Raw genomic sequence first — 23,104 nt, forward strand, 5'->3', positions numbered from 1 at the left:
TTTCTTGTTCCAATGTGTTTAGATCAAACCGCTCGCTTTTTTCATAATGCCGCCAATTTCCAAAATTAACGCAATGCGGCCATTGCCTAAAATCGTCGCGCCCGAAATGCCATCTACTTTGCCTACATAGGAACCGAGCGTCTTAATAACGACCTCTTGATTGCCAAGCAGCTGATCAACCGCAATCGCCAGCCGCTGCTCCGCCCTGCCGATCATGACGACCGGAATTTTGTCTGGGCCGCCCTCCTGCCGCTCATAACCGAACATTTCATGGAGCCAAATGAATGGAACAATTTGATTGCGGATTTTAATGACCGGCGAGCCTTTAATCATCTTGAGCGTACTCGTATCAACCCGAATAATTTCGACAACCGCGCTCATCGGCAAAATAAACGTTTGGTCGCTCGCCTTCACGAGCAGGCCCGTCGTAATCGCAAGCGTCAGCGGCAGCCGAATCGTAAACTTCGTTCCCACACCGACCGTCGTATCGATATCTATAATGCCGCCCAGCCGCTCAATATCCGTTCGCACGATATCCATGCCGACGCCTCTGCCCGATACATCGCTAAGCTGCGAAGCCGTGGAGAAGCCCGGGTGAAAAATAAGGCGCAGCGCTTTATGCTCATCCATCATCGCCGCTTCCTCTTCGCTAATGACGCCTTTGGCGACAGCGGATTTTCGCAGCTTGCCCGTATCAATGCCGCCACCATCATCTTCTACGACGACGACCACCTGATTATCCTCATGCGCAGCGCTAATACGAACCATCCCCTGCTCGGACTTGCCACGCTTCAGCCGTTCTTCCGGCATTTCAATGCCATGGTCAACAGCGTTGCGGATCAAATGGATCATCGGATCGCCTACCTCTTCAATGAGCGTGCGGTCAAGCTCTGTATCTCCGCCAATCATTTGCAAATCTACCTGCTTATGCAGCGTTTGCGCCAAATCGCGAACCATGCGTGGAAAACGATTGAACAGCTGTTCGATAGGAAGCATCCGCACCTTCATTACGTTTTCCTGAAGGCTGCCGATCAGCCTCGACAGGTGGTCGCTAATTTCGCCAAGGTCATCCATCGTTTCCGAATGTCCATGCACTTGATGCAGCGTCTGAATCGCTTGCTTCAAGCGCGTTTGGTCGATGACCAGCTCTCCCAGCAAATCGAGCACATTTTCCAGCCGCTCCACATTAACGCGGATCGTCTGCTGCTTCGCTGCTGCTCTGGCCTGCTGCGGCTTGTCTGCTTCATCAGTCTCCGGCGAACTGGCACTGCTTGCGGCAAATTCCAGAAGCTGCTCCTCCGTTGCTGCTGCCGCGGCAAACTTCTGCTGAGAAGGCTCTGCCTTCTCTACTCTTACGCTTTGCACATCCATCAGACCAGCAACTGCCTGCTCTAATGCATTCGGCTCCGCATCCCCGGCAATCAACCAGCGTATGGCGTGAATATCCCGGTCATCCTGCACCAGCTTCAGATTAGGCTCGCTCCACAGCACCTCACCCAATGCCCGCAAAGAAAGGTCTATAATGCTAATGCGGGCCAGCTTCATCATGCAATCCTCAGTAAGCCGGACCGTTATTAGAAATACGGCTTGTCCGTTATGTATACTTGCTTGCAGCGCTTGCTCCGCATCCTCCGGCAAAGCTTCTACTGCCGCCTCCTGTTTAGATGCCGCTGAGCCAGCATTTGCTTTAGAAAAGCGTTCAAGCTCCTTAATCATCGCCGTTGGGTCTGGCAGAAGCACCTCTTGGATAATGCTGTTTTGCAAATCCTTAATGAAGTCCAAGCATTGGAAAAACAAATTTGTTAACTCGCGCGTCATCGTAAGCTCTTCATTACGCAGCATATCAAGCAAATGCTCCCACTCATGGGTGAGCTGCTTGAGCTCCATGTAGCCCATAGCGGCGGATGAGCCTTTAATCGTATGGGCTGCCCGGAATAGCCGCTGAATGCCCTCGGAGTGAGAGCCCTGCTTTTCCAATGACAAAATCTCTTCTTCCATCGTCATAATCTGTTCCTCTAATTCTTCAAGAAACACTTGCCTGAATTCCGAGTTATCGAACATATGCACCACCCCGTAAGCGTTATGTTGAAAGCTGACTGGTTGACTGGCTCATTGACTAGTTGAAACTTGCTAGTTAAGAGTCACGCAGCATTAGTCGCGCAGCAGCACCTCATCGATCTTCAATATGCCGACCAGCTCTGATTCTGTAAGACCGATTCCGGTAAAATAGGCGCCGTTTATGCCGCCTACCCGCTCTGGCGGAGGCTGAATATCTTGGAACGTCGTGACCTTATGCACCCGGTCGACAATAATGCCAATCGATTCCTCCTGATGATGTACGACAACGATGCGCGTCGCTTTCGAATACACATCCTCATCGAGCGAAAATAATGAGCGCAAGCTAATGACCGGAATAATTTTGCCCCGTAAATTGATGACGCCCTTCACATAAAACTGGCAGTTGGGTATTTCGGTAATGTCCTGCATCCGTATAATTTCATGGACTTCTGCTATTCGGATGCCATAACTTTCTTCTCCAACGCTAAATTGTACATACTGCATCTGATCTACCCCTTGCATGGTTTCACCCCCTCTCATATTTAACCGCTTATGATTTCCAGCAGCTTTTTGCTAATTTGCTCAATCGGCAGCACATAGTCGACGATGCCTCGCTCCACCGCCGCCCTTGGCATGCCGTATACGATGCACGTTTCCTTCGACTCCGCAATCGTCGTCGCCGCTTGGCCGGCGTTTCTCGCTCGCAGCATTTGCTCCGCTCCATCACTGCCCATCCCAGTGAGCAGCACCAAATGCCGCTTTAAACGGCCAAGCGCCATAATGGAGCGGAACAGCTCATCTACGGAAGGACGATGCAAGCCCGCAATAGGCTTCTGATGCAGCTTGATCCAGTAGCTGCCTTCCTTTTCCTCCACATTCATATGGCTATCGCCAGGCGCAATAAACACTGTCCCATTTGCCAGCTGCTGCCCATTTTTCGCTTCTACAACCTTTAAGGCACTGACAGCGTCCAGCCTGTGGGCAAGCGATGCCGTGAAAGGAGCTGGCATATGCTGCACGATGACGATGGGATGCGGAAAAGAGGCTGGCAAGCCTTTCAATAAAACCGTGAGCGCTTGCGGGCCGCCTGTAGAGGTGCCGATAGCGACCAGTTCATTAACGACGGAAGCTGTGCGCAGTCTGGCATTCCTCAACAATGGCAGAAGCGACAATGGCTGTGGGGGCGCTTCTGCCTGCGTCAAGCCCGCCAGCTTCAGCAGCCGTTTAATCGGCGCCCCCGCCGCGTTTTTTATTTTTTCACATAATTCTGACTTTACTTTATAAAGGTCTGCCGACAGCTCGCCAGACGGCTTGGCGACGAAATCAACCGCTCCGCGCTGCAGTGCCATAACGATTTCCGCATCGCCAAATTTTTGAAAGGAGCTGAGCATGATGACCGGAGTTGGCCTGCGGGCCATAATTTCCGAGAGCGCCGTCAAGCCGTCCATGCCTGGCATTTCCACATCCATCGTAATGACATCGGGCCGCAGCCGAAGCGTCTCGGCAATTGCTTCCTCGCCATTTTTCGCTTCGCCCACTACTTGAATTTCCGGATCTTCTTCCACGTATCTCTTAATTAAATGCCGCATAAAAGAAGAGTCATCTGCCACGAGTATTCGATGCATCTTCAGTCCCCCTGTTTGCACTCTTCTATGTCTAATTACCTATTACCTTAACAAAACGCTCTGAATCCAAACTGAATCCTTTGTCGTTTTACTGATTTTTTTAGCGAATTTTACGAAATAATCGAAAAAAGCTCAAAAAAACCACCCTGGCGCTATAAAAATGCACCGGGTGGACTTTTAACTTTCCTCTCAAGTTGCCTGCACAAGCGACTCATAACGGCCAATCAGCTCGGCCTGCGAGTACACGCCCATCTCTCCCGCGCTGCGCTTGCAAAATTGCGTGAAAACAAGGTTCGCCTTCATCCGGTTGCCGCCCCGCATATAGCAGCGAACTACGAGCCACAAGGCACCTTCATCGTAGGGCTCCTTGTTCAAATATCCCAGTGCGTATTCCGTCGCTGAATAAACTTCTCCCTGCACGAGCAATCCTTCAACAAGACGCTCAATCACAAGAGCTCCTATGAGCCGATAATGCTCGCGCAGCTGATACACCCAAACGCCAGGAATATCCGTCAGCACCTCTTCGGTATAGAGGGCAGCCGCCTGCCGCAGCAAAATCAAGCTGCCCGTATCGACTGCACGCTTCGCTAATTGCTGAAACCTCAGCATATCGGAAGACAAATCGCCCGCTGTCAGCTTGTAGGTTTCCCGCAGCGATTCAATGCGAATTTTCCCGTCAAGCCCGTTGCACCTTAGTATTTGTCGAAGCTGGTAAATGCAAGTATGCAGATACGCCCTCGCCTTCGATTCGTCCATGCCTGGGAACACATCCTCGAAAATGTCGCCTACCTTGCATTCGCGGTTCGTCCATAAATACGCGAACAGTTCCTTCGTTTTCGACACCTTCCATTTGACTGGCCCTCCAGCTCCATGAAGGCTTAGCTTGCCAAAGCATTGAACATCGATTTGGTCACGCTGCACAGCAGCATGGGCCGTTAATGTACCTCTTCCCTTTCTGCGGCGAAGCAAACGCTCGATAGAGCGCTTTACCCGCTCCGGAGCAACGGGTTTCAATAAATAATCCTCTACATTCAGTTCGTAGGCCTTAAGCGCAAAATCGTCAAATGCCGTCACAAATACAGCCGCTGTCTCCGGGCAAGACGCAAGCAGCTCCTCGGCAAATACAAGGCCCGAAACGGTCGGCATCATAATGTCAATAAATACGATATCCGGCGGCTCACGCTTGATCGCCGTCAGCCCTTCAAGCGGATCATCGTAAAGCATAATGGAGCCTACCCCTTCACAATTCGACAAATACTCCTTCATTTCCTCAAGCGCCCAATACTCATCATCCACCACCGCAACGTTCAGCATTTACAAGTCCCCCCTGCGCTGGTATCAAAAAGCTTACGGTCGTTCCCCCGCTTTTGCGGCGCCTGATTTGCAGACCTGTGCCGAAATGGCGAAGGAGCCGCTCATTCGTATTAGCAAGCCCCATGCCCTGGCGCTGCCCTCTGGCGGCCATTCGCCTGTATTCCGAGTGCTGCTTCACCTGCGCGAAACGCTCAAGCTCCTCCTCCCGAATGCCTACGCCATCATCCTTGATTGTCACTCGCACACCAGCAGGGACAAGCAGCGTCCCTATATCAATCGTTCCGCCAATCAACCTTGCTGTGAGGCCATGGCGAATGGCATTTTCCACTAACGTCTGAAGGATAAAGGGAGGCAGATAGAATTGTGTAGCCTTCAAGTTGTAATTGACATGCAGACGGCTGCCAAATCTCGCCTTTTCCAAGTTCAAGTAGGCGTTTACGAGCGCCAGCTCGACTTTGAAGGATACGACATCCGCCTTGTTCTCAAAATCAAAGCTGCCGCGCAAAAATTCGCTTAGGCTGCGCAGCAGTGTCCTTGCCTCCTCCGCATTGCGCTTGCTAATAAATATAATCGTTCCAATCGCGTTAAATAAAAAATGCGGCTTTATCTTCGCCCGCAGCATCGCCAGCTCCGTCTCCACAAGCCCCGCCTCGAATCTTTTCAGCTGCAGGAGCATGTCTAGCTTTTGCTTTAGCTCAGCGGCGGCAAAGGGCCGCAATAAATAATCATTCATCCCGGCTTCATAAAGGCTTTCTAATTGTCCCCTGCCCTCCAGGTCAAGCAGCAAAATGATATACAAATCCTTCCTGACGGCTGCCTCGCGTATGGCACGGCATAAGGCAACCGCCTCCTCCGCCAAGGAAGCATCGATGACGCATAAATCTGCTTCCCCGCCGTGCTCGAACCAGAGCAAAGCGGCTTCCAGCCTGCTCTCGGCCGAGATTTGTATATGTTGTTCCGTGAAAACATCCGTAATAATCGCTCTTTCGGTTACGCAGTCATGAACGAGAAGCGCATGAAGCAATGCAAATCCCCCATTCCAAATTATAGTAGGTAAGAACGTCTAGTAACTATATCGGTTATAGCGGCTTCTCTTTACACTATACTCCGTAGGGAGACGCAGAAAAGGCCGGTTGTAATCAACCGGCCTTGCACGAAACCTATGTTTTTTATACGTATGCTATGTTGTGCGAAATTCTGCTGCCTACTCTTCCTTCGGAATCAGCTTGTAAATTTCTCCTGATTCAAAAGCATCAATGAGGCGTCCCAGCCATTTGTAATAAGCAAGGGCTTCCTGTAGCTTCTGCCTGTCGCTAGCTAGCACCTCCAGAAAGGCTTCGGACTGCTCTGTGTTTTCCTCAAGCTGTTCAATTTCCTTCAGAGAACGGGTTAGGGCAAGCACATTTTGCTCCGCAGCCTTCCTCCATTTGATAGAGAAGAAGTCTGTAAAGTTCTCATGCCAGTCCGGCACTACCTCATACAAATCTTTGCGTGAGCCTTTGCCCCATACTTTATTGATCATTTTCAGATCGTATAACGTCCGCATTCCGGTGCTCATTGACGTTTTGCTCATGCCCATCGTAGCACTCATTTCGTCCAGCGTGACAGGCTCGCGGTTGAAATACATATTGCCATATAAATGCCCGATGGACAGCGTTATGCCATATAGATCCATGTTTTTGCCAATTGATTCAATGACGCGCCGACGCGTCTTCAGCAACTGCTGCTGCTGCTCTTCTGTTAATGCTGCAAGTTCATCCATGTCGATCCTCCTGAGGAGTGGCGTGTCCCATTCATCCTACAACATGTATTGTAATCAAACGTCTAGGGAAATGTAAAGAAACATGTTGATATGAAAAAGGGAGTTATCAGGAGTATTCTGTACGAAAAGTTTGTAAAGTTATAACTGTACAAAGTATACGAAGGCTCACGCCTTTTGACCATTACATTGTTATCCAACTACACTTGTAAGCAGACGAACACTCGAAGCTTGGTGATTAAGCGTTATGATAAAGCGTCCACCTCGCTTCCTGTGCCAAGGATCGTGGAGGGGGTACTACATGGCTATTATAGAAGCTAAAAAGCTGACCAAGATTTTCGGAGCAGATCCAAAAAAAGCGATACCGCTGCTGGATAAAGGCTGGTCAAAGGAAAAGATTTTAAAAGAAACGAAGCTGACTGTCGGCGTGAATCAAGCTAATTTTTCGATAGAAGCCGGACAAATTTTTGTCATTATGGGCTTATCGGGCAGCGGCAAATCGACGCTCGTTCGCTTGTTGAATCGCTTAATTGAGCCGACGGGCGGACAGGTGCTGTTTAATGGCAAGGATGTCCTGAAAATGACGGCTGAGCAGCTTAGACAGTTTCGGCGCAAGCATGTCGGGATGGTATTTCAGAAGTTTGCGCTGTTCCCGCATCGTACGGTGCTGCAAAATATCGAATACGGCCTTGAAGTTCAAGGCATTCATAAGTCGAAGCGCCGGGAAATGGCGATTCAATCTTTAGAGCTTGTCGGCTTGAAAGGCTACGGCGACAGTTATCCCGAGCAGCTAAGCGGCGGGATGCAGCAGCGCGTAGGCCTTGCAAGGGGACTTGCCAGCGATCCAGAGGTACTGCTGATGGATGAGGCGTTCAGTGCCCTTGATCCGCTTATCCGCAAGGATATGCAGGATGAGCTGCTGGAGCTGCAATCGAAGATGAAAAAAACGATCGTCTTCATTACCCATGATTTGAATGAGGCGCTGCGCATTGGCGACCAAATTGCCTTAATGAAAGACGGCAGCATCGTGCAAATCGGCTCGCCGGAAGAAATTTTGATGCAGCCGGCCAATAAATATGTCGAGCGTTTCGTCGAGGACGTCGATTTGTCCAAGGTGCTCACCGCCTCCCATGTAATGGCGAAGGCCGAGACGATTACGAATGAGAGAGGACCGCGCGTTGCGCTCCAGCTTATGCGTGCCAGAAGCATTTCCAGCTTGTACATGGTAGATAGGGAAATGCGCTTGCTTGGTGTCATTACGGCTGACGATGCTGCCAAGGCATTGAAGGAAGGGCTGTCGCTTGAATCGTTGACCCAGCGTGATGTTCCAACCGTATCACCCGATACGCTGCTCAATGAGCTGTTCGAGCTGATGGGCAATGCCCGATTGCCCGTTGCTGTCATCGGCGAAAATAGCCGATTAAAGGGCATCGTCATTAAAGGCGCAGTGCTTGCCGCACTCGCAGGCAATACCGAAATAGAGGCAGGTGTTAAAGCATGAATATACCCAAAATCCCTTTAGCAGATTGGATTGGGGCGCTGGAAACATGGCTTGAAACCCATCTCGGTCCGCTTTTCAAGCTAATTAAAGTGGTCGTTGGCGAAACGGTTGGCGGACTAAATGCCGTTCTCGATTTTTTCCCTGCGATCGTGCTCATTATTCTTTTTACCGCAGCGGCTTGGTTTCTCGGCAAATGGCGCATGGCGCTGTTTACGTTTATCGGCCTGCTCATCATTGATAATCTCGGCTACTGGAGCCAGACGATGCAGACGCTGTCGCTTGTGCTGACCTCCGCCCTCATTTCAGTCGTGGTCGGTGTTCCTGTTGGCATTTTGTGTGCACGTAAAAATAGCATTCAAAATATCGTTACTCCGATTCTTGACTTTATGCAAACGATGCCGGCCTTCGTTTATTTGCTGCCTGCCGTCTCCTTCTTCTCGCTTGGCGTCGTGCCTGGCGTCATCGCTTCGATTATTTTTGCGATTCCACCAACAATTCGCATGACCAATCTTGGCATACGCCAAGTTCCGGAAGAGCTGACGGAAGCGGCGGACGCGTTCGGCTCTACACCGTCGCAGAAGCTGATCAAGCTGCAATTGCCGATTGCGCTGCCAAGCATAATGGCGGGCATCAATCAGACGATTATGCTGTCGCTTTCGATGGTCGTTATCGCATCTATGATCGGCGCTCAAGGTGTCGGCTCGTACGTTTACCGTGCGGTGACACAGGGCAACACCGGTGTTGGCTTTGAGGCGGGGATTGCCATCGTTATACTGGCGATTATCCTCGACCGCTTGACGCAAAATGCGATTCGCCGTACGAAAAAAGCGTAATTAATCTAAAGTCCCTTCCCGCCTATACTGCGGGATAGCTGCTTTATCAATCGAAAGATTTTCCGAAGGAGTGTTAGTGTTGAAAAAAATAAAAATGCTAGTTGCTGCCGTTTTGCTCGCCGTCCTAGCCGCCGGCTGTTCTTCCGCCAGCGGAAGCAAGAACATTACCCTTGCTTATGTCGCTTGGGATTCAGAAATTGCGAGCACCTATGTCGTAAAAGAAGTGCTGGAACAGAAGCTGGGCTACAAGGTTGAAATGCTTCAAGTGGATGCCGGGCCGATGTGGGCTGGCGTTTCCGACGGAAGCGCAGACGGAATCGTTGCCGCTTGGCTCCCAAGCACGCATGCCTCTTATGCAGATAAATACAAAGGGCAATATGAGGATCTCGGCGCTAACCTCGAAGGCACCAAAACCGGACTTGTCGTTCCTAAATATATGGACATCAACAGCATCGAGGATTTGAATGATAAGACAGGTCCTGAGCTTGACTATAAAATTATCGGGATTGAGCCGGGTGCCGGACTAATGATGGCTTCGGAGAAAGCGCTCGATGAATACGGTTTGCGTGATAAATGGACGCTGCTTGAAAGCTCGTCCGCTGCAATGTCGCAGGAGCTTCAGAAGGCGTATGACAATAAGGAGCCGATCGTTGTAACGGGCTGGACACCACACTGGATGTTCGCCAAGATGGATCTGAAATATTTGGATGATCCGAAAAATGTATACGGCGGCGCGGAACAAATTCATACAATTGTACGCAAAGGACTGAAGGAGGACAAAGCGGAAGCTTATGCTTTCCTCGACAAATTCAACTGGACGCCTGATGATATGGCGAAGGTCATGGTTGCCATTCAAGGCGGGGAAACGCCAGAAGCAGCAGCTAAAGCCTGGGTTGAAGGCAACGCCGAGCTGGTTGATGCTTGGTTGAAATAATTCAGCCTTGCTTTCATCAGCAGCGCGCGCTATAATACATCTAATTTCATTACAACGACTTGCTGATGACGAGAATCCAACTCCGAGGCGTTCTCGTCAAGAGAGATGTTTAGCACTTCTCCTAAGTTAACCGGGCCCGCCCGTTATCGCGGAACCAAAGCGGATCGTTCGGCATTGCCGTCCGGTCAAGTTGGGTGGCACCGCGAGTTTAACGCTCCTCGTCCCAAAAGGATGAGGGGCGTTTTTTGCGTTTTTATTTAAAAAGCGAAGGAGCGCGGTAACATGCTGGACATGAAATGGATTCGCGAAAACAAAGAGCTGGTGCAGCAAGCGGCGGAGCATAAGGGGCTGAATTTTAACGTTCAGCAGCTGCTCGAAGCCGATAGCCGCAGACGCGAGCTGCAGCAGCAGGCGGACGAACTTAGGCAGGAGCGCAATGCCCATTCGCAGCGCATTGGGAAGCTGATGCAGAGCGCAAATGCGAGGCGGCAGAAGCAAGAAGTGGAGCTGCAAGGGGTGCAGCAGCCCATGAAACCCGGACAATATTCAGCTCCAAGGCAGGCAGAAGGGCAACCGCAACAGGCGGCGTTCGAACCGCCGCAACGGACGGAGCAAGAGCAGGCCGAGCAATTGAAGCAGGCAGTAACGAAAATGAATGAGCTGCTAAAGCCTTGCGAGGAGCAGCTGCTTGAAGCCGAGCAGCAATTCCGCAGGCTAATGCTGGAGGTGCCTAATCCGGCTTCGCCAGATACGCCTATCGGCAAGTCGGATGCTGACAATGTGGAATTGCGCCGAATCGGCAGCGTTCCAGCCCCCGCTTTTGCGCTGCGGGATCATGTTGAGCTTGGCGAGCTGCACGGCATGATAGATATCAATCGCGGCGTTCGGACGGCGGGCTCGCGCAGCTACTATTTGAAGGGGGCAGGTGCCCTGCTGCACCGTGCGGTCCAGCAGCTCGCGCTTGATTATTTGCTGAAGCGCGGATTTACACTGCTTGATGTGCCTCTGATGGTAAGAGAGGAAGCGATGTACAATACGGGATATTTCCCCGGGGGCACGGATTCGGCATACCGGATCGACGGCGAAGATCGCTGGCTGATCGGGACTTCGGAAGTACCGCTAGTTGCCTATTACGATAACGAAATCGTCGATGTAGCCGATCCGATTCGCCTTACAGCAGCAACCGCCTGCTTCCGCAGCGAGGTAGGCTCGGCTGGCCGGGATGTACGCGGCCTCTACCGCGTGCATCAATTTGCCAAGGTTGAGCAGGTTGTGCTTTGCGAAGCCGACCCTTCCCGTTCGGAGGCGCTGCTCCACGAAATTACAGCGAATGCGGAACAGCTGCTGCAATTGCTGGAGCTGCCCTATCGCGTAGTTGCGGTATGTACCGGCGATATGTCGCAAAAAAATGTTAAGCAATTCGACATTGAAACGTGGATGCCAAGCAGGCAAGCTTATGGCGAGACGCATTCGTCGTCGAATGTGCATGATTTTCAGGCACGGCGCTCGAATATTCGCTATCGTGATGCCGAGGGCAAGCTGCGCTACTGCCACACACTCAATAACACGGCCGTCGCAACGCCGCGCATTCTTATTCCGCTGCTGGAAAATCATCAGCTGGAAGACGGCTCGATTTATATTCCGCTAGCGCTTCGGCCCTATATGAACGGGCTGGAAATGCTGAAAGCTCCTGCTGCCCCCCTTGCGGAAGCAGCCCCAGAGCAGCAAGGAACGAAGTAAAACATGGCGAGATAATGGTCACACCAATAGGGTGGAAAATAAAAAGACAAGCGCTGCTGAATCGGCAGCGCTTGTCTTTTCTATAGTTGAGCAGCAGTCTGAACGGCAGCGGGCAGCTTGCCTGCTTTATTTTTCCGAGCTGTATTGACGTTAGGATGATTTCAGCTCTTCCAAGTAGGCGACCAGACGATCCGATGTTTCGCTGATGCCCTGCTCCATTCCCATTTCGACTACCGTTTTGAGTGCTTCCTCGGTTGGGTAACGGGTCACGCTTACGAATTTGGTCTTGCCATCCTCGGTCGCTTCGAACGTCATGGTGACGTTAGCTGACGGCATGTCCGCGGATTCATTGCCTTCGGCATCGGAAAAATAATCGACGTAGGCGATTTTCTCATTCGTTACAATTTCCTTGTATACGGCCTTGCCCCATGATTCAAAGCCGAAAAAATCCCCTTGGTTCTGGTCGATGCATTTCATGCAGTAATGCCATACGCCGCCTGGACGGAAATCGACTGTGCAAGCCGACAAAATCCAGCCATTCGGTCCCCACCAATGCTTCAAATGCTCAGCCGTGGAATGGGCTTCAAACACGAGTGCATGCGGTGCGTCAAAAACCCGCTCCATCGTAAGTACCTGTCCGTCTACCTTAAAGGTTAATTTGTTCGTCATTGTGATTGCCTCCTGAAAGTTAGTTTGGTTTGCTGCCTCGTTCCTTCAACTGCTGCAAATAAAAATCCAATTTGTCGAACCGCTCGCTCCATAGGCTGCGATAGGTTTCCAGCCAGCTGTCCATCTCTTGGAGCGGCTCCACCCGAAGCTTGTAATAACGGCGATTGGCTACTGCCTGCACCTCGACGAGCCCTGCTTCCAGCAAAATGCGCAAATGCTTGGAAGCCTGTGGCTGACGAATAGGCAGACGTTCCGCAATTTCTCCGACAGTCAAGGAACCATCCACCAGCAGCTCCATGATCCGCAGGCGTGTCGGGTCGGATAATGCGCTGAATATCGTAGCTTCCATAAAAACCGCGTCCTTTAATGGCGCTGTTAGAATCAAAGGGAAGTCAGCGCTATGAAGGTGCTTTCGTTTCCCTGAATTGAATATACCACTTTAGGAATATTCCCGTCAAGGAATAATAAAAAAATTGCTGCCGAGCATAATTGGCATACTGTCATTTTGCACAAAAAAAGCCGCTAACAAGCATAAAACTTGTCACCAGCTTACGTACGAAGATCAAAAAAGGAGCTGCACCCCTGCGGTGTGCGCTCCTTCTAGCCCTTCAATGATCCGGCGGCCATGCCGGAAATAAAATAACGCTGCAGCAATAAAAATAAAATAAGCATCGGCAGCGAGATCAGTACAACTCCGGTCAGCAGCCCCGGATAATTGGTTGAATATTCGCCCTGGAATTGCAAAAGCGCTAAGGGCAGCGTCATTTTTGCCTTATCTGTGAGCAGCAGCATCGGGAACAGCAGGTCATTCCAGACGCTCACGAGCAGGAAGATAGCTGTTGCGGCAAGCGAAGGGGCTGATAGCGGCAACGCTATTTGGCTGTATAGCCGCCATTCCCCCGCTCCATCCATGCTGCCTGCCTCGAACATTTCCTTGGGCAGCGCGCGCATGAACCCCGTCAGCATAAAAACCGCTACCGGCAGCAGCATCGAGACCGTCACTAATATGAGCCCAAACCGGCTGTTCATCAGCCCAAGATCGCGCATAAAGGAGTAGATTGGAATCATATTCACCTGTGCTGGTACCATCAATCCTATGAGAAATATGCCATAAAGGATTAGCCCTAGCCTATTGGCAATCCGGTAAATGCCGTAAGCAATCATGCTCGACACGATCAGCTCCAGGACAACCGTGCTGAAAGAAACCGTTATGCTATTGCTGAAATAAGACAGCATCGGTTGGCTGTCGAATAGATGGCTGTAGTTTTGCCCTGTGAACGAGCTTGGAATACCGAGCGGACTCGCATAAAACTGCTGCTGGTCTTTGATCGTCGTCACAATCAGGAAAATAAGCGGCAGCAAAATAATAATCGCGAAAGCGAGCAGAAACAAACGCCCTGCTATTCGTAACGGCATGAATTCATGCCTCCTTTCTGATCATGACGCAAGTTAAGGTCCTATCTTCAAGCCGCCTGCTTCGCAGCGCGCGGGGGCAGCTTGAAAATACGGCCTAATAGGAGACGCGATTCGCCCGCAGCGCTCTGAATTGCAGAAACGTAATGAAGGCAATAATAAACAGGAAATAAATCGACGCTGCGGACGCTTGGCCAAACTTATAGTTTTGGAACGCCGCCGAATAAATGTACGTGGACAAAATTTCCGTCGCATAATTCGGGCCGCCCCGCGTCGTAACGAAAATCAAATCAAACGCCTTGAAGGACTGAATCGTCGTATAAGCAACAACAATCGTAGCCGCAGGCGCGAGCAAGGGCCAAGTAATCCGGCGAAAAATAGCCCATTTGCCGCCTCCATCCAGCTTCGCCGCCTCATACAGTTCCTCTGGTATCGCATGCAGGCCTGCGATAAATAAAATCGCCATTTGCCCAATATGCGCCCATGCCTGAATAGCAGCAATGGAATAGATCGCAAGCGACGGATTGCCAAGCCAATTATTCGCAAGCGCTGACAATCCGAGCATCCGGAGCAGCTCGTTAAGCAGCCCCAGATTCGGATCGTAAACATAAGCAGCGATAAAGCCGACTGCGGCAGACGATAATATCGTCGGGAAGAAATACAGCGCCCGCAGCGCCACTGTCGTTTTTTTATTTTTCGTCAGCAGCAGCGCTACAATTAGTGATACGAGCGTCTGCACGACCACGACCGACAGCATGAACCGCAAGTTGTTGCCGATCGCTTTTTTGAAAATAATGCTGTCTGCTACCGTCTTGTAATTATCAAGCCCGACGAAGCCGGATGTGTCTGACATGCCGTCCCAATCCGTGAAGGAGTTGTAAAAGCCGGACAGCGTCGGATATAGGAAGAAGATCGCATAGAGCAGCAGCCCCGGTACAAAAAAGAAGTATATCGTCTTCCGCACAGCCATCAGACTATGGCTTCAGCTGCTGGTCCACAATCGCTTGCGCGCTGCCGGCAGCCCCTTCCGCTGAATCGCCGGCAATGACCGCTTGAATGGAGCCGGTAACCGCCTTCTGGATTTCAATATTCGTAATGAGATAACGAGGCTGGAAGCGCGTTTTTTTATCGGCCCAGCCGCTGATGACTTGCAGCGCAGGGCTCGTGTATTCAATATCCTTGACCGGAATGTTCTGGTTAGCTGCATTTGCGACTTTGCCCGCTACTTCTTTTTTGCTCAGATAAGAAATGAAGGCTTTGGCTTCCTCCGGATGCTTGGACTTGCTGTTGACGCCAAGCATGAATGTCGTCGTATGAATGCCTTCATAGATCGCTTGATCAGCAGGCACGGTAATTGGAGCGAGCAAATCCAGCTTCAGATCAGGACTCGCCTTCAATACAGCTGCAATGGAGTACGAGCCAGTTGCCAGCATCGCCGCTTTTCCTTGTGAGAAAAGGGCAATCGCCGCATCCGTATTCGTACCGAGCGAATCCGGCTGGAAATAACCTTTGTCGTTCAGTTCTTTGAACTGCGACAGCGTTGTGGTCCACCATTCATCCGTAAGCTTGGTTTCGCCCTTCTCAAGCTTCTGGAATACTTCTTCATCCGGCGCATTGTTCATCATCATCGGATTCATGAATTGGCCTGGTCCAATATCGGCGCCGGGGAAGGCGATCGGGATAATGCCATTGCTCTTAAGCGTTTCGCTTGCGGCAAGGAAGCTGTCCCAATCCTTCGGCGGTGAAAGGTTGTATTGCTCGAACAGCCCGACGTTGTATACCGGAATGTTGTACACGAGAGAATACGGCAGCGCGTATTGCTTGCCATCTTTTGCTCCGGATTTAATCAGCTCCGGCACGAACGATTGGACGAATGCCTCATTCGTTAAATCGGTGTATAAGCCTGCTTTGGCAATCGATTCAAACTGTGCGCCCGGGAAGGAAGCAAATACGTCGCCTACAGAGCCGTCGAGCAGCTTAACCTGCGCCGTCGTCTGATATTGCTCAGACGGGAACGTCTGCATCGACACTTTGATGCCGGGATTTTCCTGCTCAAAATCTTTAATAATCTCGTTCCAGACTGGCACATCGCCCTGCCAATGGATAAAGCTGATCTCTACGGGCTTGCCAGCTCCGCTATTGCCGCTGGATACAGTATTGCTGCTGGCATTGCCGCCATTGCCGCCGCAAGCTGCCAAGATGAGCGCAAGCAGCAGAAATATGGCTGCGGGAAACGAATATTTTTTCAACATCATGGATTAAATAACCCTCCTGTCATCTTCTGTGAAAATTTACGCCTGTACTTCGCGTCTGCTCGCCCACTTCTGATGGAACAGCGGCAGTGCTTCATTGCCGAAGCGCTCTGCCTCCTCCAGATGAGGGTAGCCCGACAATATAAAGGACGATACGCCTAGCTCTGCGTATTCAATTAATCGTTCTGATACTTGGTCGGCTGTGCCTACAATCAGGATCGCTCCGCCCGAACGGACAAGCGACAGACCTGCCCACAGGTTCGGCCCTACGACAAAGCGCTCATCCTTGAACTGCTCGCGCAGCTCGTTCTGCCGGCGCTGGTTCGTTGCGTCTGTCTTGGCAAAAGCTTTCTGCGCCTGCTCAATCGCTTCAGGCGACACCTTGCTAATGAGCTCCCATGCCGCGGCCCAAGCCTCTTCCTCTGTGTCGCGAACCAATACTTGCGCCCGCAGCCCGAAGCGGACCGGACGGTCAATGCCCGTCTCCTCGCGATACTGCGAACGAACGATTTCAAAATCTTCGATCTGCTCGCGAATCCAGTCATGCGGCTCGCCCCACATTAAATACGTATCCGCGAATTCAACCGCTACGCGTTTCGCTGATGGAGAGCTTCCGCCAAGGTAAAACGGCGGATGAGGCTTCTGCACCGTCAGCGGCGTCGTCACCGCACGCGTGAACTGATAATACTTTCCGCGGAAAGGCTGCTGCTGATCGTGCTGCTTCGCCCTAGCACCTTCGCTTCCGACGAATTCAGAAGCTTGAATGCCATCCGATTGCGTCCACGCCTGCTGCATCACCGCCAAATATTCACTAGCGCGCTCATAGCGCTCATCATGCGCATGGGCAAGCGGGTCGCCAAGCTCCTCCAGATCCTGCACCGAGCTTCCGGTCACGACGTTAATCATCGCGCGTCCGCCAGATAATTGATCGAGCGCCGCTCCCATCCGGGCCGACAGCACTGGGGTTGTGAGGCCTGGGCGCACCGCTACAAGCGGGCGAAGCGTCGTCGTGTGGCTCATAATGGCTGAGCCAACAACCCAAGCGTCCAAGCACGGGCCGCCCGTCGGGATCAGTACGAAGCCAAGGCCTGCTTTTTCAGCCGCTTTAGCCACATCAATCAAATACTCCAGCGTAGGTTCCCTCTCCGCCGCTACGCCTACGTAGCTGCCATCTCCCGCCGTAGGCAGAAACCAGCCAAATTCTATCTCTTTATGTTCATTAAGATTACTCACCATTATGCTCTCCTTTACGGGTATGACTCTGGATCCGTGAGCAGCCCGTATCTCCAGTTCGTCTGGCAGATGCCTATGGTACATCCGGCTGTCCGGTCAATAACCAACAAGTTTAGTAGGAATAGTTGTATTTGCATCATAACAATCAACGGTTAGCGGGTCAATGTCATTTCGCGGCGTTTTAAACTTGTCATTTTGTGATGTCGGATCATTTGCTATACTGGGGAAGGTTATGTCTTTTCACAGCGCCATTAAGGTAAAGATAGAATAATAGATTATAGGCCAGGCACGTTTAAACATGGAAAAAAGGGGGTATTAATGATGAGACCGAATATGCGTGAAGACCATCATGAATGGCTGGAAATCTATCATTTCACGCCTTCTGCTTTCGAGAAATCGGGAGCTGCATGGCCCATTCGGGTCGGAACGAATATCGCCAAGCCGAATTATCATATCGGCCCGCGCGTGGCGCCTTACTATTATTTGCTAGGCGTGCTGGAGGGGCAAGGAACATTCATTCAGGGCAACAAGACGTACACGCTGCGCCAAAATGATCTGTTCTGCCTGTTCCCGCAAGTTACCCATGAATATTTCACCTTGGCGGAGGAGCCGCTGCACAAAATCTTTTTTGCCTTTGATGGCAAGAAGGCGCTTCAGCTGTTGGCTCGGCTCGGGCTTGGGCCGCAATCGCCCCATGCGCCCGGCGCACTGACACCACAGGCTGCCGAATTTATGCAGCAGCTATTGCAGCTCGTCAGCCACTCGGGTCCACCGAATACCGATCTGGCACGGCTAGGCCTTTTTCACCGGATCTGGGATGAGCTTGTCTCATCTGCTTCTCACGTTGTTGTTCCCCGCGACCATCGCAGCATCGATTGGCTGCAAAAGGGGCTGGAGTATATGGAGATTCATTATGCGGAGGGCATTTCCGTGGAGAGCGTCTCCGACTACGTGGGAGTCAATCGCACGCATTTTACTAAACAATTCAGCAAAGCATACGGCATAACACCGGTCCAATATATCCAGCAGCAAAAAATGGGCGAAGCCAAGCGTCTTCTCGCGCAAACCGGCTATACGTTATCGGAAATCGCCAGCTCCATCGGCTTCCCCGACCTCTTTTCTTTTTCCAAAGCGTTTAAGAAAAATATAGGGGTTGCGCCCAAGCAATACCGCTCCCAGCTCATCAGCGGGCAAAGAGAGAGCAACGATTGACAGCTGTAACTGTATAAATTATAATTACAGTATTATCATTGTTAGATTGTATTGGGTTTCAAGGTGAAACGGCTGTTGCCAGCCTCTGGCGGCGCAGCGCGTTTCATTCCGAGAAATATAGAGAAAGAATAGCATTGCGATATCCTTTCCTATATTTCAAGGTGAAACGGCCGTTGCCAGCCTCTGGCGGCAAAGTTACCGTTTCACGCTGCAATATAAGCCCATTTATAAGGATGTGACTTATAAATGCTTATATTTTTGAAAAAATCAGGCATAATTGCAGGTTCCATTAAACGACAGGTGGTGACTGGAATGAATAATGAGATGATAATTAAACCGGGCGACTGGATGAACGGAACGACTGGAAATGGCGAGCTGATGCTCGGCTTCGTAGAAAGCGTTGATGCTTCCCACGGCACGGTACGGCTATATGTAACGGCATGCGACAATGAGCTAGCCATCGGCAGAACGATTACGCTTGCGGCTTCACAGGTTAATTCGCTGCGCTCCTCACCGCTGTATACGGTGCAGCAACTGACGCAGCTGATCGATCTGGCGCTCGCAACAAACGATGAAGCTTGGTTTAATGAGCTTTCGGGCATGCTCATCACTTTGAACAATGGCAAATTGCCGCAGGACAGCTCCCTGCCAAGCGCCCACGCCAAGATTTTCAACCGTCTGGGCATTTCGGTTAATGGAGAAGCAAACGGCTTGTAACACATAGCAGCATAGCAGTAAAAAAGTTCATCGTCGGCGCTTGTGCGTGCCGGGTGGAGATCGAGAGTGAGATGGAGATGAAGCGTTCCTTCGGGGACGCTTTATTTTTTTGAGGTTTATCGTCAACGACTTATTTTCATGAGGACGGGCAAAAGTCAATTTTTGATTTAGACTTGTTTAGCATTACTTTTTTTGAAAATGAGCTGGATGAATGCCTGTTTGGCATCATTCATGAGCATTTCCGCTGTCGCACTCCGTATGGGGTGCGTGGATTGAAGCTGCTTGACCGCACCTATTTTTTCCGTCCGCAAACAGTCGCATTTAAATAGATTTGGTGGACACAGCAGCAGCTATTTCGACAGAATCACAGGTTATGGCACTACTGCGGACTCAGGAGACGCTAATGCGCTGCAAATGATCATTTTGACGGGATAATGAGGGCAATAGCGGCTTTCCAGTTCGCTTAAAGTCTAAATTCAGTTTAAAAGCCAAAATAGCGGAATCTCAGTCCTTGAAAAAAGAGTGAGCAACCCGAGCTGCGTACTCTTAGCAAAAATCGCAGGCCATTAGAGCTCGAAAGTTATTCCAATCTGCTTGCAACATCAACAAAAACCGTTCCTTTCGTTAATGACAGACTCTGCTTGCCCTTAACGAAGAAACGGTTTTTATCGATTTACCTATTATCTTTTACCTCTCACCTTTTACCAATCAACCTTCTATAGCTTAAATTTATCGATTTGCGTACGCAGCTTCTCCGCCATGTTGGCGAGCTCTGCCGAGGAGGAAGCGACTTCCTCCATCGATGCCATTTGCTGCTGCGCTGCAGCCGAGACATTTTCAGATTCAGCGGCGGTTTCGCTGGCGGAATCGGCAATGTGACGAATGGCGTCCACCAGGCTGCCAGTGCCAGAGACAATTTCGTCTGCCGCCGCCGAAACGCTTCGGATACTGCCAGCAACCTGCTCTATGGATGAGCGAATATGCGTAAACAGCTCGCTTGCCGATTCGCCTGCTTGTCTGCCCTGAGCAGCTTGCTCCACGGTCTGTTCAGACGCGAGAAGCGTCCGCTTAATCTCAAGCTGAATGCTGCCAATAAAACCAGAAATTTGCTCCGCCGATGCCATCGACTGTCCTGCAAGCTTCCGAATTTCATCGGCAACGACGGCAAAACCCCGCCCCGCTTCGCCAGAGCGCGATGCTTCAATTGCCGCATTCAAGGAGAGAATATTCGTCTGGCGAGCGATGTTGCTAATGCTACCTACAACCTCACCAATTTTGTCAGACAAGCCGCTAAGGTCTTGAATCGTACCGGACAACTCACGAATGCCGAGCTCCATCTCGTCCATTTTTCCACCGAGCTTATTCATAGCGGCTGATCCGTCTGATGCAAGAGTGGACGTCTCAGAAGCAATGACTGATACGTCTGAGCTATGTGCAGCAACGCCATTAATTTGCACAGCAATATTTTCAGCTGCATCGCTGCCATCTTGTACGCTGGACGTCTGCCGCTCCGAGCTTTCGGCTACAACCATAATAGCCTCCGAAATGCTCTGCGCTGCATGTGCTCCTTGATCGGCGCCTGCCGCAAGCTGCTTCGCAGACTCCGTCAATTGCTCGGACAAGCCTGCAACACCTTTCATTAATTGGTGCATTTGATCGCCTGCTGCATTAAAGGAATGTAGAGCTACGCTAATATCGTTTTTGCCTTTGGCCGGAATGCGATACGTGAGATCCCCTTGTGCCAGCAAATCAATTCCGTGAGTCAATTGGCGGATAGGATGTACAATTCGGAGCGCTATCAAAATGCTGAGCAGCAGCGCTCCCAAAATAATGAATTGCCCTACGATAATAATGAGCTTCAGCAAATCATTAACCGGTTTTAAAAATTCGCTTTCATGCACATAGGTGACAACGATCCAATTGAGATCCGTTTTGGTTAAATAGGAAAGCTGGTCAACCCCTGATTCATGGAAATGAATGGCCTTGTACTTGCCCTGAACCGCATCAGCGAAAGCTTCATCCAGTGCCGGGTTGTTCAAATCGGCAATCTTATTGTTTAAAATAAAGGACTCATCCGGAAAATAAATAAAGGTTCCATCCGCAGTCGTCATAAGAGCTCTTCCCGTCTCGCCTTGCTCAAAGCGAGCGACGTTCTCAACTACTTCACTAATCGGATATGCTGCTGTATAGAAGCCAAAAGGCTTGCCATCCTTCATTAATGGAGCACCAATAGCTACGACGAGCTTATTGTCTACTTTAGAAATAATCGGATCAGAGACGTAAGCGCGTCCTGCCTGCACCTCTTTTATATAAGCGCGCTCAGATAAGTCAAATTCCTTACCGTTCAAGTCTATGACAAGCTTGCCCGTCGTATCAGCCGAATACATAATCGTTGTGAATTCAGGATGCAGCTTCTGTGACTTAATAATATAGTCGAGATGCTTCTGTTTGTCGTCTCCAAGCTCTGCTCCTTGCTCGGCAAGCATTTTAATAATGGTTTGCTTTTCTTTCATTCTGCTGTCAACTTCCTTCGCCAGCAGCCGCGTATTCAACTCCATTTGCTTCTCTGATTGGGTCCTGACCTCACTAGAGGTGGGGGCATAGAACGTATAGGACAGGACCGCTACACAGACAACGACTATGAGCAGTGTAGACAGCACGATCCGCCCTGCTGTTTGACGAAGGGAACAGAACCTAAGTAAAGCACGAATAAAACGTGAATTTTTGAAAGCCATAAGCTATCCCCTTTTTAAAAAATGATTATTGTGTAGTAGTTATATCGGAATAGGAATGAGACTTTTTAACCAGTGTGACACTTTTTCGACAATTTTCTACTCACTTGTTTTGTGGAATCCCTTATGACTCTAAACCATTCAGCCAGCAACACAAGTACAACGGTTCATGGACCGGAGCTTACCGTGACCAGGCTGTTTAGCATCCCGCGAGCTTTCATTCAAAACCTGGACGGAGGCCGAGCATTTGCTGCAATCGGAACAAGATGGCGAGACCGAACTGACCATGTGCTCGCTGTTCAAATCTGCGGAGGAACTTGAAAAAGTGGTCAAAGAATATGGGGCTATCGAAGGCACGAAATCGACAATTGAGCGTCTTTCGCAGCAGTTGGCGAGGTTGGTTTAAAAACAACCAGAACCCTAAAATCCAGATAGAAAAAACAGGTCAATTATGTTGGTATCTGACCATAATCGACCTGCTCGATATAATGAACTAGTGTTATTTAGGTTATACTTTTCAAACAATTGATATGCGTACAAACAAAATTGCGAAATCTTTATATGTGCATTACATGGGTTAAGTCTGTTGATGAATGAATAGCGAGTTCAATCAGCACTGAGTAACCTCACTCCTCTTAGTTTGACAATTCTTTTTCAATGAAAGGACAGTCAAGTAGACTAATTAGACTTGCGGTTAAATATTTTTCCTGATACTGGTCTAAAGCGTTATTGACAATTAGCTGACCGTTCTCAATTCTAAGCAACTGAGCTGAACCATCTTCTAGAAATAATAGATTTCCATCAATATGTCTTATAAGCCTTCCCATAATTTTAAACAAAAGCTCTAGTCCTTGATAAAACGAACTACCAAATAATTGAACTCTGATACAAACATTCACATCTAAGTTATAATGATTTCTAACAAAAGCGATATCAGAAATATCTTCAATTTCAAGAGCCAATGAAAATAGCTCAGACCCAATAACTATTTCCTCATCGTTACAACTCAATGATGCCTTCTTGTTCGCATACTCAGTTGTAAATCTTTCCAACAACTCACTTAATGAATTATTACCTACTTTCGATAGCAAAAACAATTCATAATCCATTCA

At 50.1% G+C, this 23,104-nt stretch carries 21 protein-coding genes; 7 read left to right on the plus strand and 14 right to left on the minus strand.

The window, feature by feature from the left end:
• Positions 1 to 18 precede the first annotated feature (18 nt).
• The 6 genes from BBD42_RS02425 to BBD42_RS02450 form a co-directional block, all read right to left on the minus strand.
• A complete protein-coding gene (locus BBD42_RS02425) occupies positions 19 to 2,061 on the minus strand; it encodes a chemotaxis protein CheA (RefSeq protein ID WP_099516837.1) in 2,043 nt (680 codons plus the stop codon).
• A gap of 90 nt (positions 2,062 to 2,151) precedes the next feature.
• Positions 2,152 to 2,580 carry a chemotaxis protein CheW gene (locus BBD42_RS02430; RefSeq protein ID WP_099516838.1) on the minus strand — a complete coding sequence of 143 codons (429 nt, stop codon included), beginning with the start codon at positions 2,578 to 2,580 and terminating at the stop codon, positions 2,152 to 2,154.
• Positions 2,581 to 2,600: 20 nt separating this feature from the next.
• Positions 2,601 to 3,683: a protein-glutamate methylesterase/protein-glutamine glutaminase gene (locus BBD42_RS02435; RefSeq protein ID WP_237163338.1), complete on the minus strand. Its 1,083-nt coding sequence runs from the start codon at positions 3,681 to 3,683 to the stop codon at positions 2,601 to 2,603.
• A gap of 189 nt (positions 3,684 to 3,872) precedes the next feature.
• Positions 3,873 to 4,997 carry a response regulator gene (locus tag BBD42_RS02440; RefSeq protein WP_099516839.1) on the minus strand — a complete coding sequence of 375 codons (1,125 nt, stop codon included), beginning with the start codon at positions 4,995 to 4,997 and terminating at the stop codon, positions 3,873 to 3,875.
• Entirely contained in the window at positions 4,972 to 6,021 is a 1,050-nt protein-coding gene (locus BBD42_RS02445; RefSeq protein WP_099516840.1) for a histidine kinase, read from the minus strand. The genes BBD42_RS02440 and BBD42_RS02445 overlap by 26 nt, the downstream gene beginning before the upstream one ends.
• A 180-nt stretch (positions 6,022 to 6,201) precedes the next feature.
• Positions 6,202 to 6,759 (minus strand): GbsR/MarR family transcriptional regulator, encoded by a 558-nt coding sequence (locus BBD42_RS02450; RefSeq protein WP_099516841.1) that lies wholly within the window; start codon positions 6,757 to 6,759, stop codon positions 6,202 to 6,204.
• A gap of 298 nt (positions 6,760 to 7,057) precedes the next feature.
• On the opposite strand from BBD42_RS02450, the gene BBD42_RS02455 reads away from it, so the two are divergent.
• The 4 genes from BBD42_RS02455 to serS all read left to right on the plus strand — a co-directional run bounded on the left by BBD42_RS02455 (position 7,058) and on the right by serS (position 11,764).
• Positions 7,058 to 8,257 carry a quaternary amine ABC transporter ATP-binding protein gene (locus BBD42_RS02455; protein ID WP_099516842.1) on the plus strand — a complete coding sequence of 400 codons (1,200 nt, stop codon included), beginning with the start codon at positions 7,058 to 7,060 and terminating at the stop codon, positions 8,255 to 8,257.
• Entirely contained in the window at positions 8,254 to 9,090 is an 837-nt protein-coding gene (locus tag BBD42_RS02460) for an ABC transporter permease (RefSeq protein WP_099516843.1), read from the plus strand. The genes BBD42_RS02455 and BBD42_RS02460 overlap by 4 nt, the downstream gene beginning before the upstream one ends.
• A 94-nt stretch (positions 9,091 to 9,184) precedes the next feature.
• Positions 9,185 to 10,024, plus strand: a complete 840-nt coding sequence (locus BBD42_RS02465) for a glycine betaine ABC transporter substrate-binding protein (protein ID WP_099521411.1) — start codon at positions 9,185 to 9,187, stop codon at positions 10,022 to 10,024.
• A gap of 282 nt (positions 10,025 to 10,306) precedes the next feature.
• Entirely contained in the window at positions 10,307 to 11,764 is a 1,458-nt protein-coding gene (gene serS, locus BBD42_RS02470; RefSeq protein ID WP_099516844.1) for a serine--tRNA ligase, read from the plus strand.
• Positions 11,765 to 11,914: 150 nt separating this feature from the next.
• Here serS and BBD42_RS02475 read toward each other — a convergent pair whose 3' ends face one another.
• The 6 genes from BBD42_RS02475 to BBD42_RS02500 all read right to left on the minus strand — a co-directional run bounded on the left by BBD42_RS02475 (position 11,915) and on the right by BBD42_RS02500 (position 17,334).
• A complete protein-coding gene (locus tag BBD42_RS02475; RefSeq protein WP_099516845.1) occupies positions 11,915 to 12,433 on the minus strand; it encodes an SRPBCC domain-containing protein in 519 nt (172 codons plus the stop codon).
• 19 nt (positions 12,434 to 12,452) lie between these two features.
• The gene (locus BBD42_RS02480; protein WP_099516846.1) at positions 12,453 to 12,782 is read right to left on the minus strand and encodes an ArsR/SmtB family transcription factor; all 330 of its coding nucleotides are present in this window, start codon (positions 12,780 to 12,782) and stop codon (positions 12,453 to 12,455) included.
• Between the two features lie 251 nt (positions 12,783 to 13,033).
• Entirely contained in the window at positions 13,034 to 13,849 is an 816-nt protein-coding gene (locus BBD42_RS02485; protein WP_099516847.1) for a carbohydrate ABC transporter permease, read from the minus strand.
• 94 nt (positions 13,850 to 13,943) lie between these two features.
• Positions 13,944 to 14,816 carry a carbohydrate ABC transporter permease gene (locus tag BBD42_RS02490; RefSeq protein ID WP_099516848.1) on the minus strand — a complete coding sequence of 291 codons (873 nt, stop codon included), beginning with the start codon at positions 14,814 to 14,816 and terminating at the stop codon, positions 13,944 to 13,946.
• A 4-nt stretch (positions 14,817 to 14,820) separates the two neighbouring features.
• Complete coding sequence (locus BBD42_RS02495) at positions 14,821 to 16,101, minus strand: ABC transporter substrate-binding protein (RefSeq protein WP_481855910.1); 1,281 nt, start codon at positions 16,099 to 16,101, stop codon at positions 14,821 to 14,823.
• Between the two features lie 36 nt (positions 16,102 to 16,137).
• On the minus strand, positions 16,138 to 17,334 hold the full coding sequence (locus tag BBD42_RS02500) for an LLM class flavin-dependent oxidoreductase (protein WP_099516849.1): 1,197 nt from the start codon (positions 17,332 to 17,334) through the stop codon (positions 16,138 to 16,140).
• A 315-nt stretch (positions 17,335 to 17,649) separates the two neighbouring features.
• On the opposite strand from BBD42_RS02500, the gene BBD42_RS02505 reads away from it, so the two are divergent.
• Entirely contained in the window at positions 17,650 to 18,543 is an 894-nt protein-coding gene (locus BBD42_RS02505; RefSeq protein WP_348272584.1) for an AraC family transcriptional regulator, read from the plus strand.
• 312 nt (positions 18,544 to 18,855) lie between these two features.
• The gene (locus BBD42_RS02510; RefSeq protein WP_172455366.1) at positions 18,856 to 19,260 is read left to right on the plus strand and encodes an IDEAL domain-containing protein; all 405 of its coding nucleotides are present in this window, start codon (positions 18,856 to 18,858) and stop codon (positions 19,258 to 19,260) included.
• A gap of 716 nt (positions 19,261 to 19,976) precedes the next feature.
• On the opposite strand, the gene BBD42_RS02515 is transcribed toward BBD42_RS02510, so the two are convergent.
• Positions 19,977 to 21,920, minus strand: coding sequence for a methyl-accepting chemotaxis protein (locus BBD42_RS02515; RefSeq protein WP_172455367.1), 1,944 nt, complete (start codon positions 21,918 to 21,920; stop codon positions 19,977 to 19,979).
• 319 nt (positions 21,921 to 22,239) lie between these two features.
• Between BBD42_RS02515 and BBD42_RS31675 the strand changes: the two genes are divergently transcribed.
• Positions 22,240 to 22,398, plus strand: coding sequence for an SRPBCC family protein (locus BBD42_RS31675; protein ID WP_172455368.1), 159 nt, complete (start codon positions 22,240 to 22,242; stop codon positions 22,396 to 22,398).
• Between the two features lie 229 nt (positions 22,399 to 22,627).
• On the opposite strand, the gene BBD42_RS02520 is transcribed toward BBD42_RS31675, so the two are convergent.
• On the minus strand, positions 22,628 to 23,101 hold the full coding sequence (locus BBD42_RS02520; RefSeq protein WP_099516853.1) for a hypothetical protein: 474 nt from the start codon (positions 23,099 to 23,101) through the stop codon (positions 22,628 to 22,630).
• Positions 23,102 to 23,104: the final 3 nt, after the last annotated feature.

The sequence above is a fragment of the Paenibacillus sp. BIHB 4019 genome (assembly GCF_002741035.1).
GTDB lineage: Bacteria > Bacillota > Bacilli > Paenibacillales > Paenibacillaceae > Pristimantibacillus.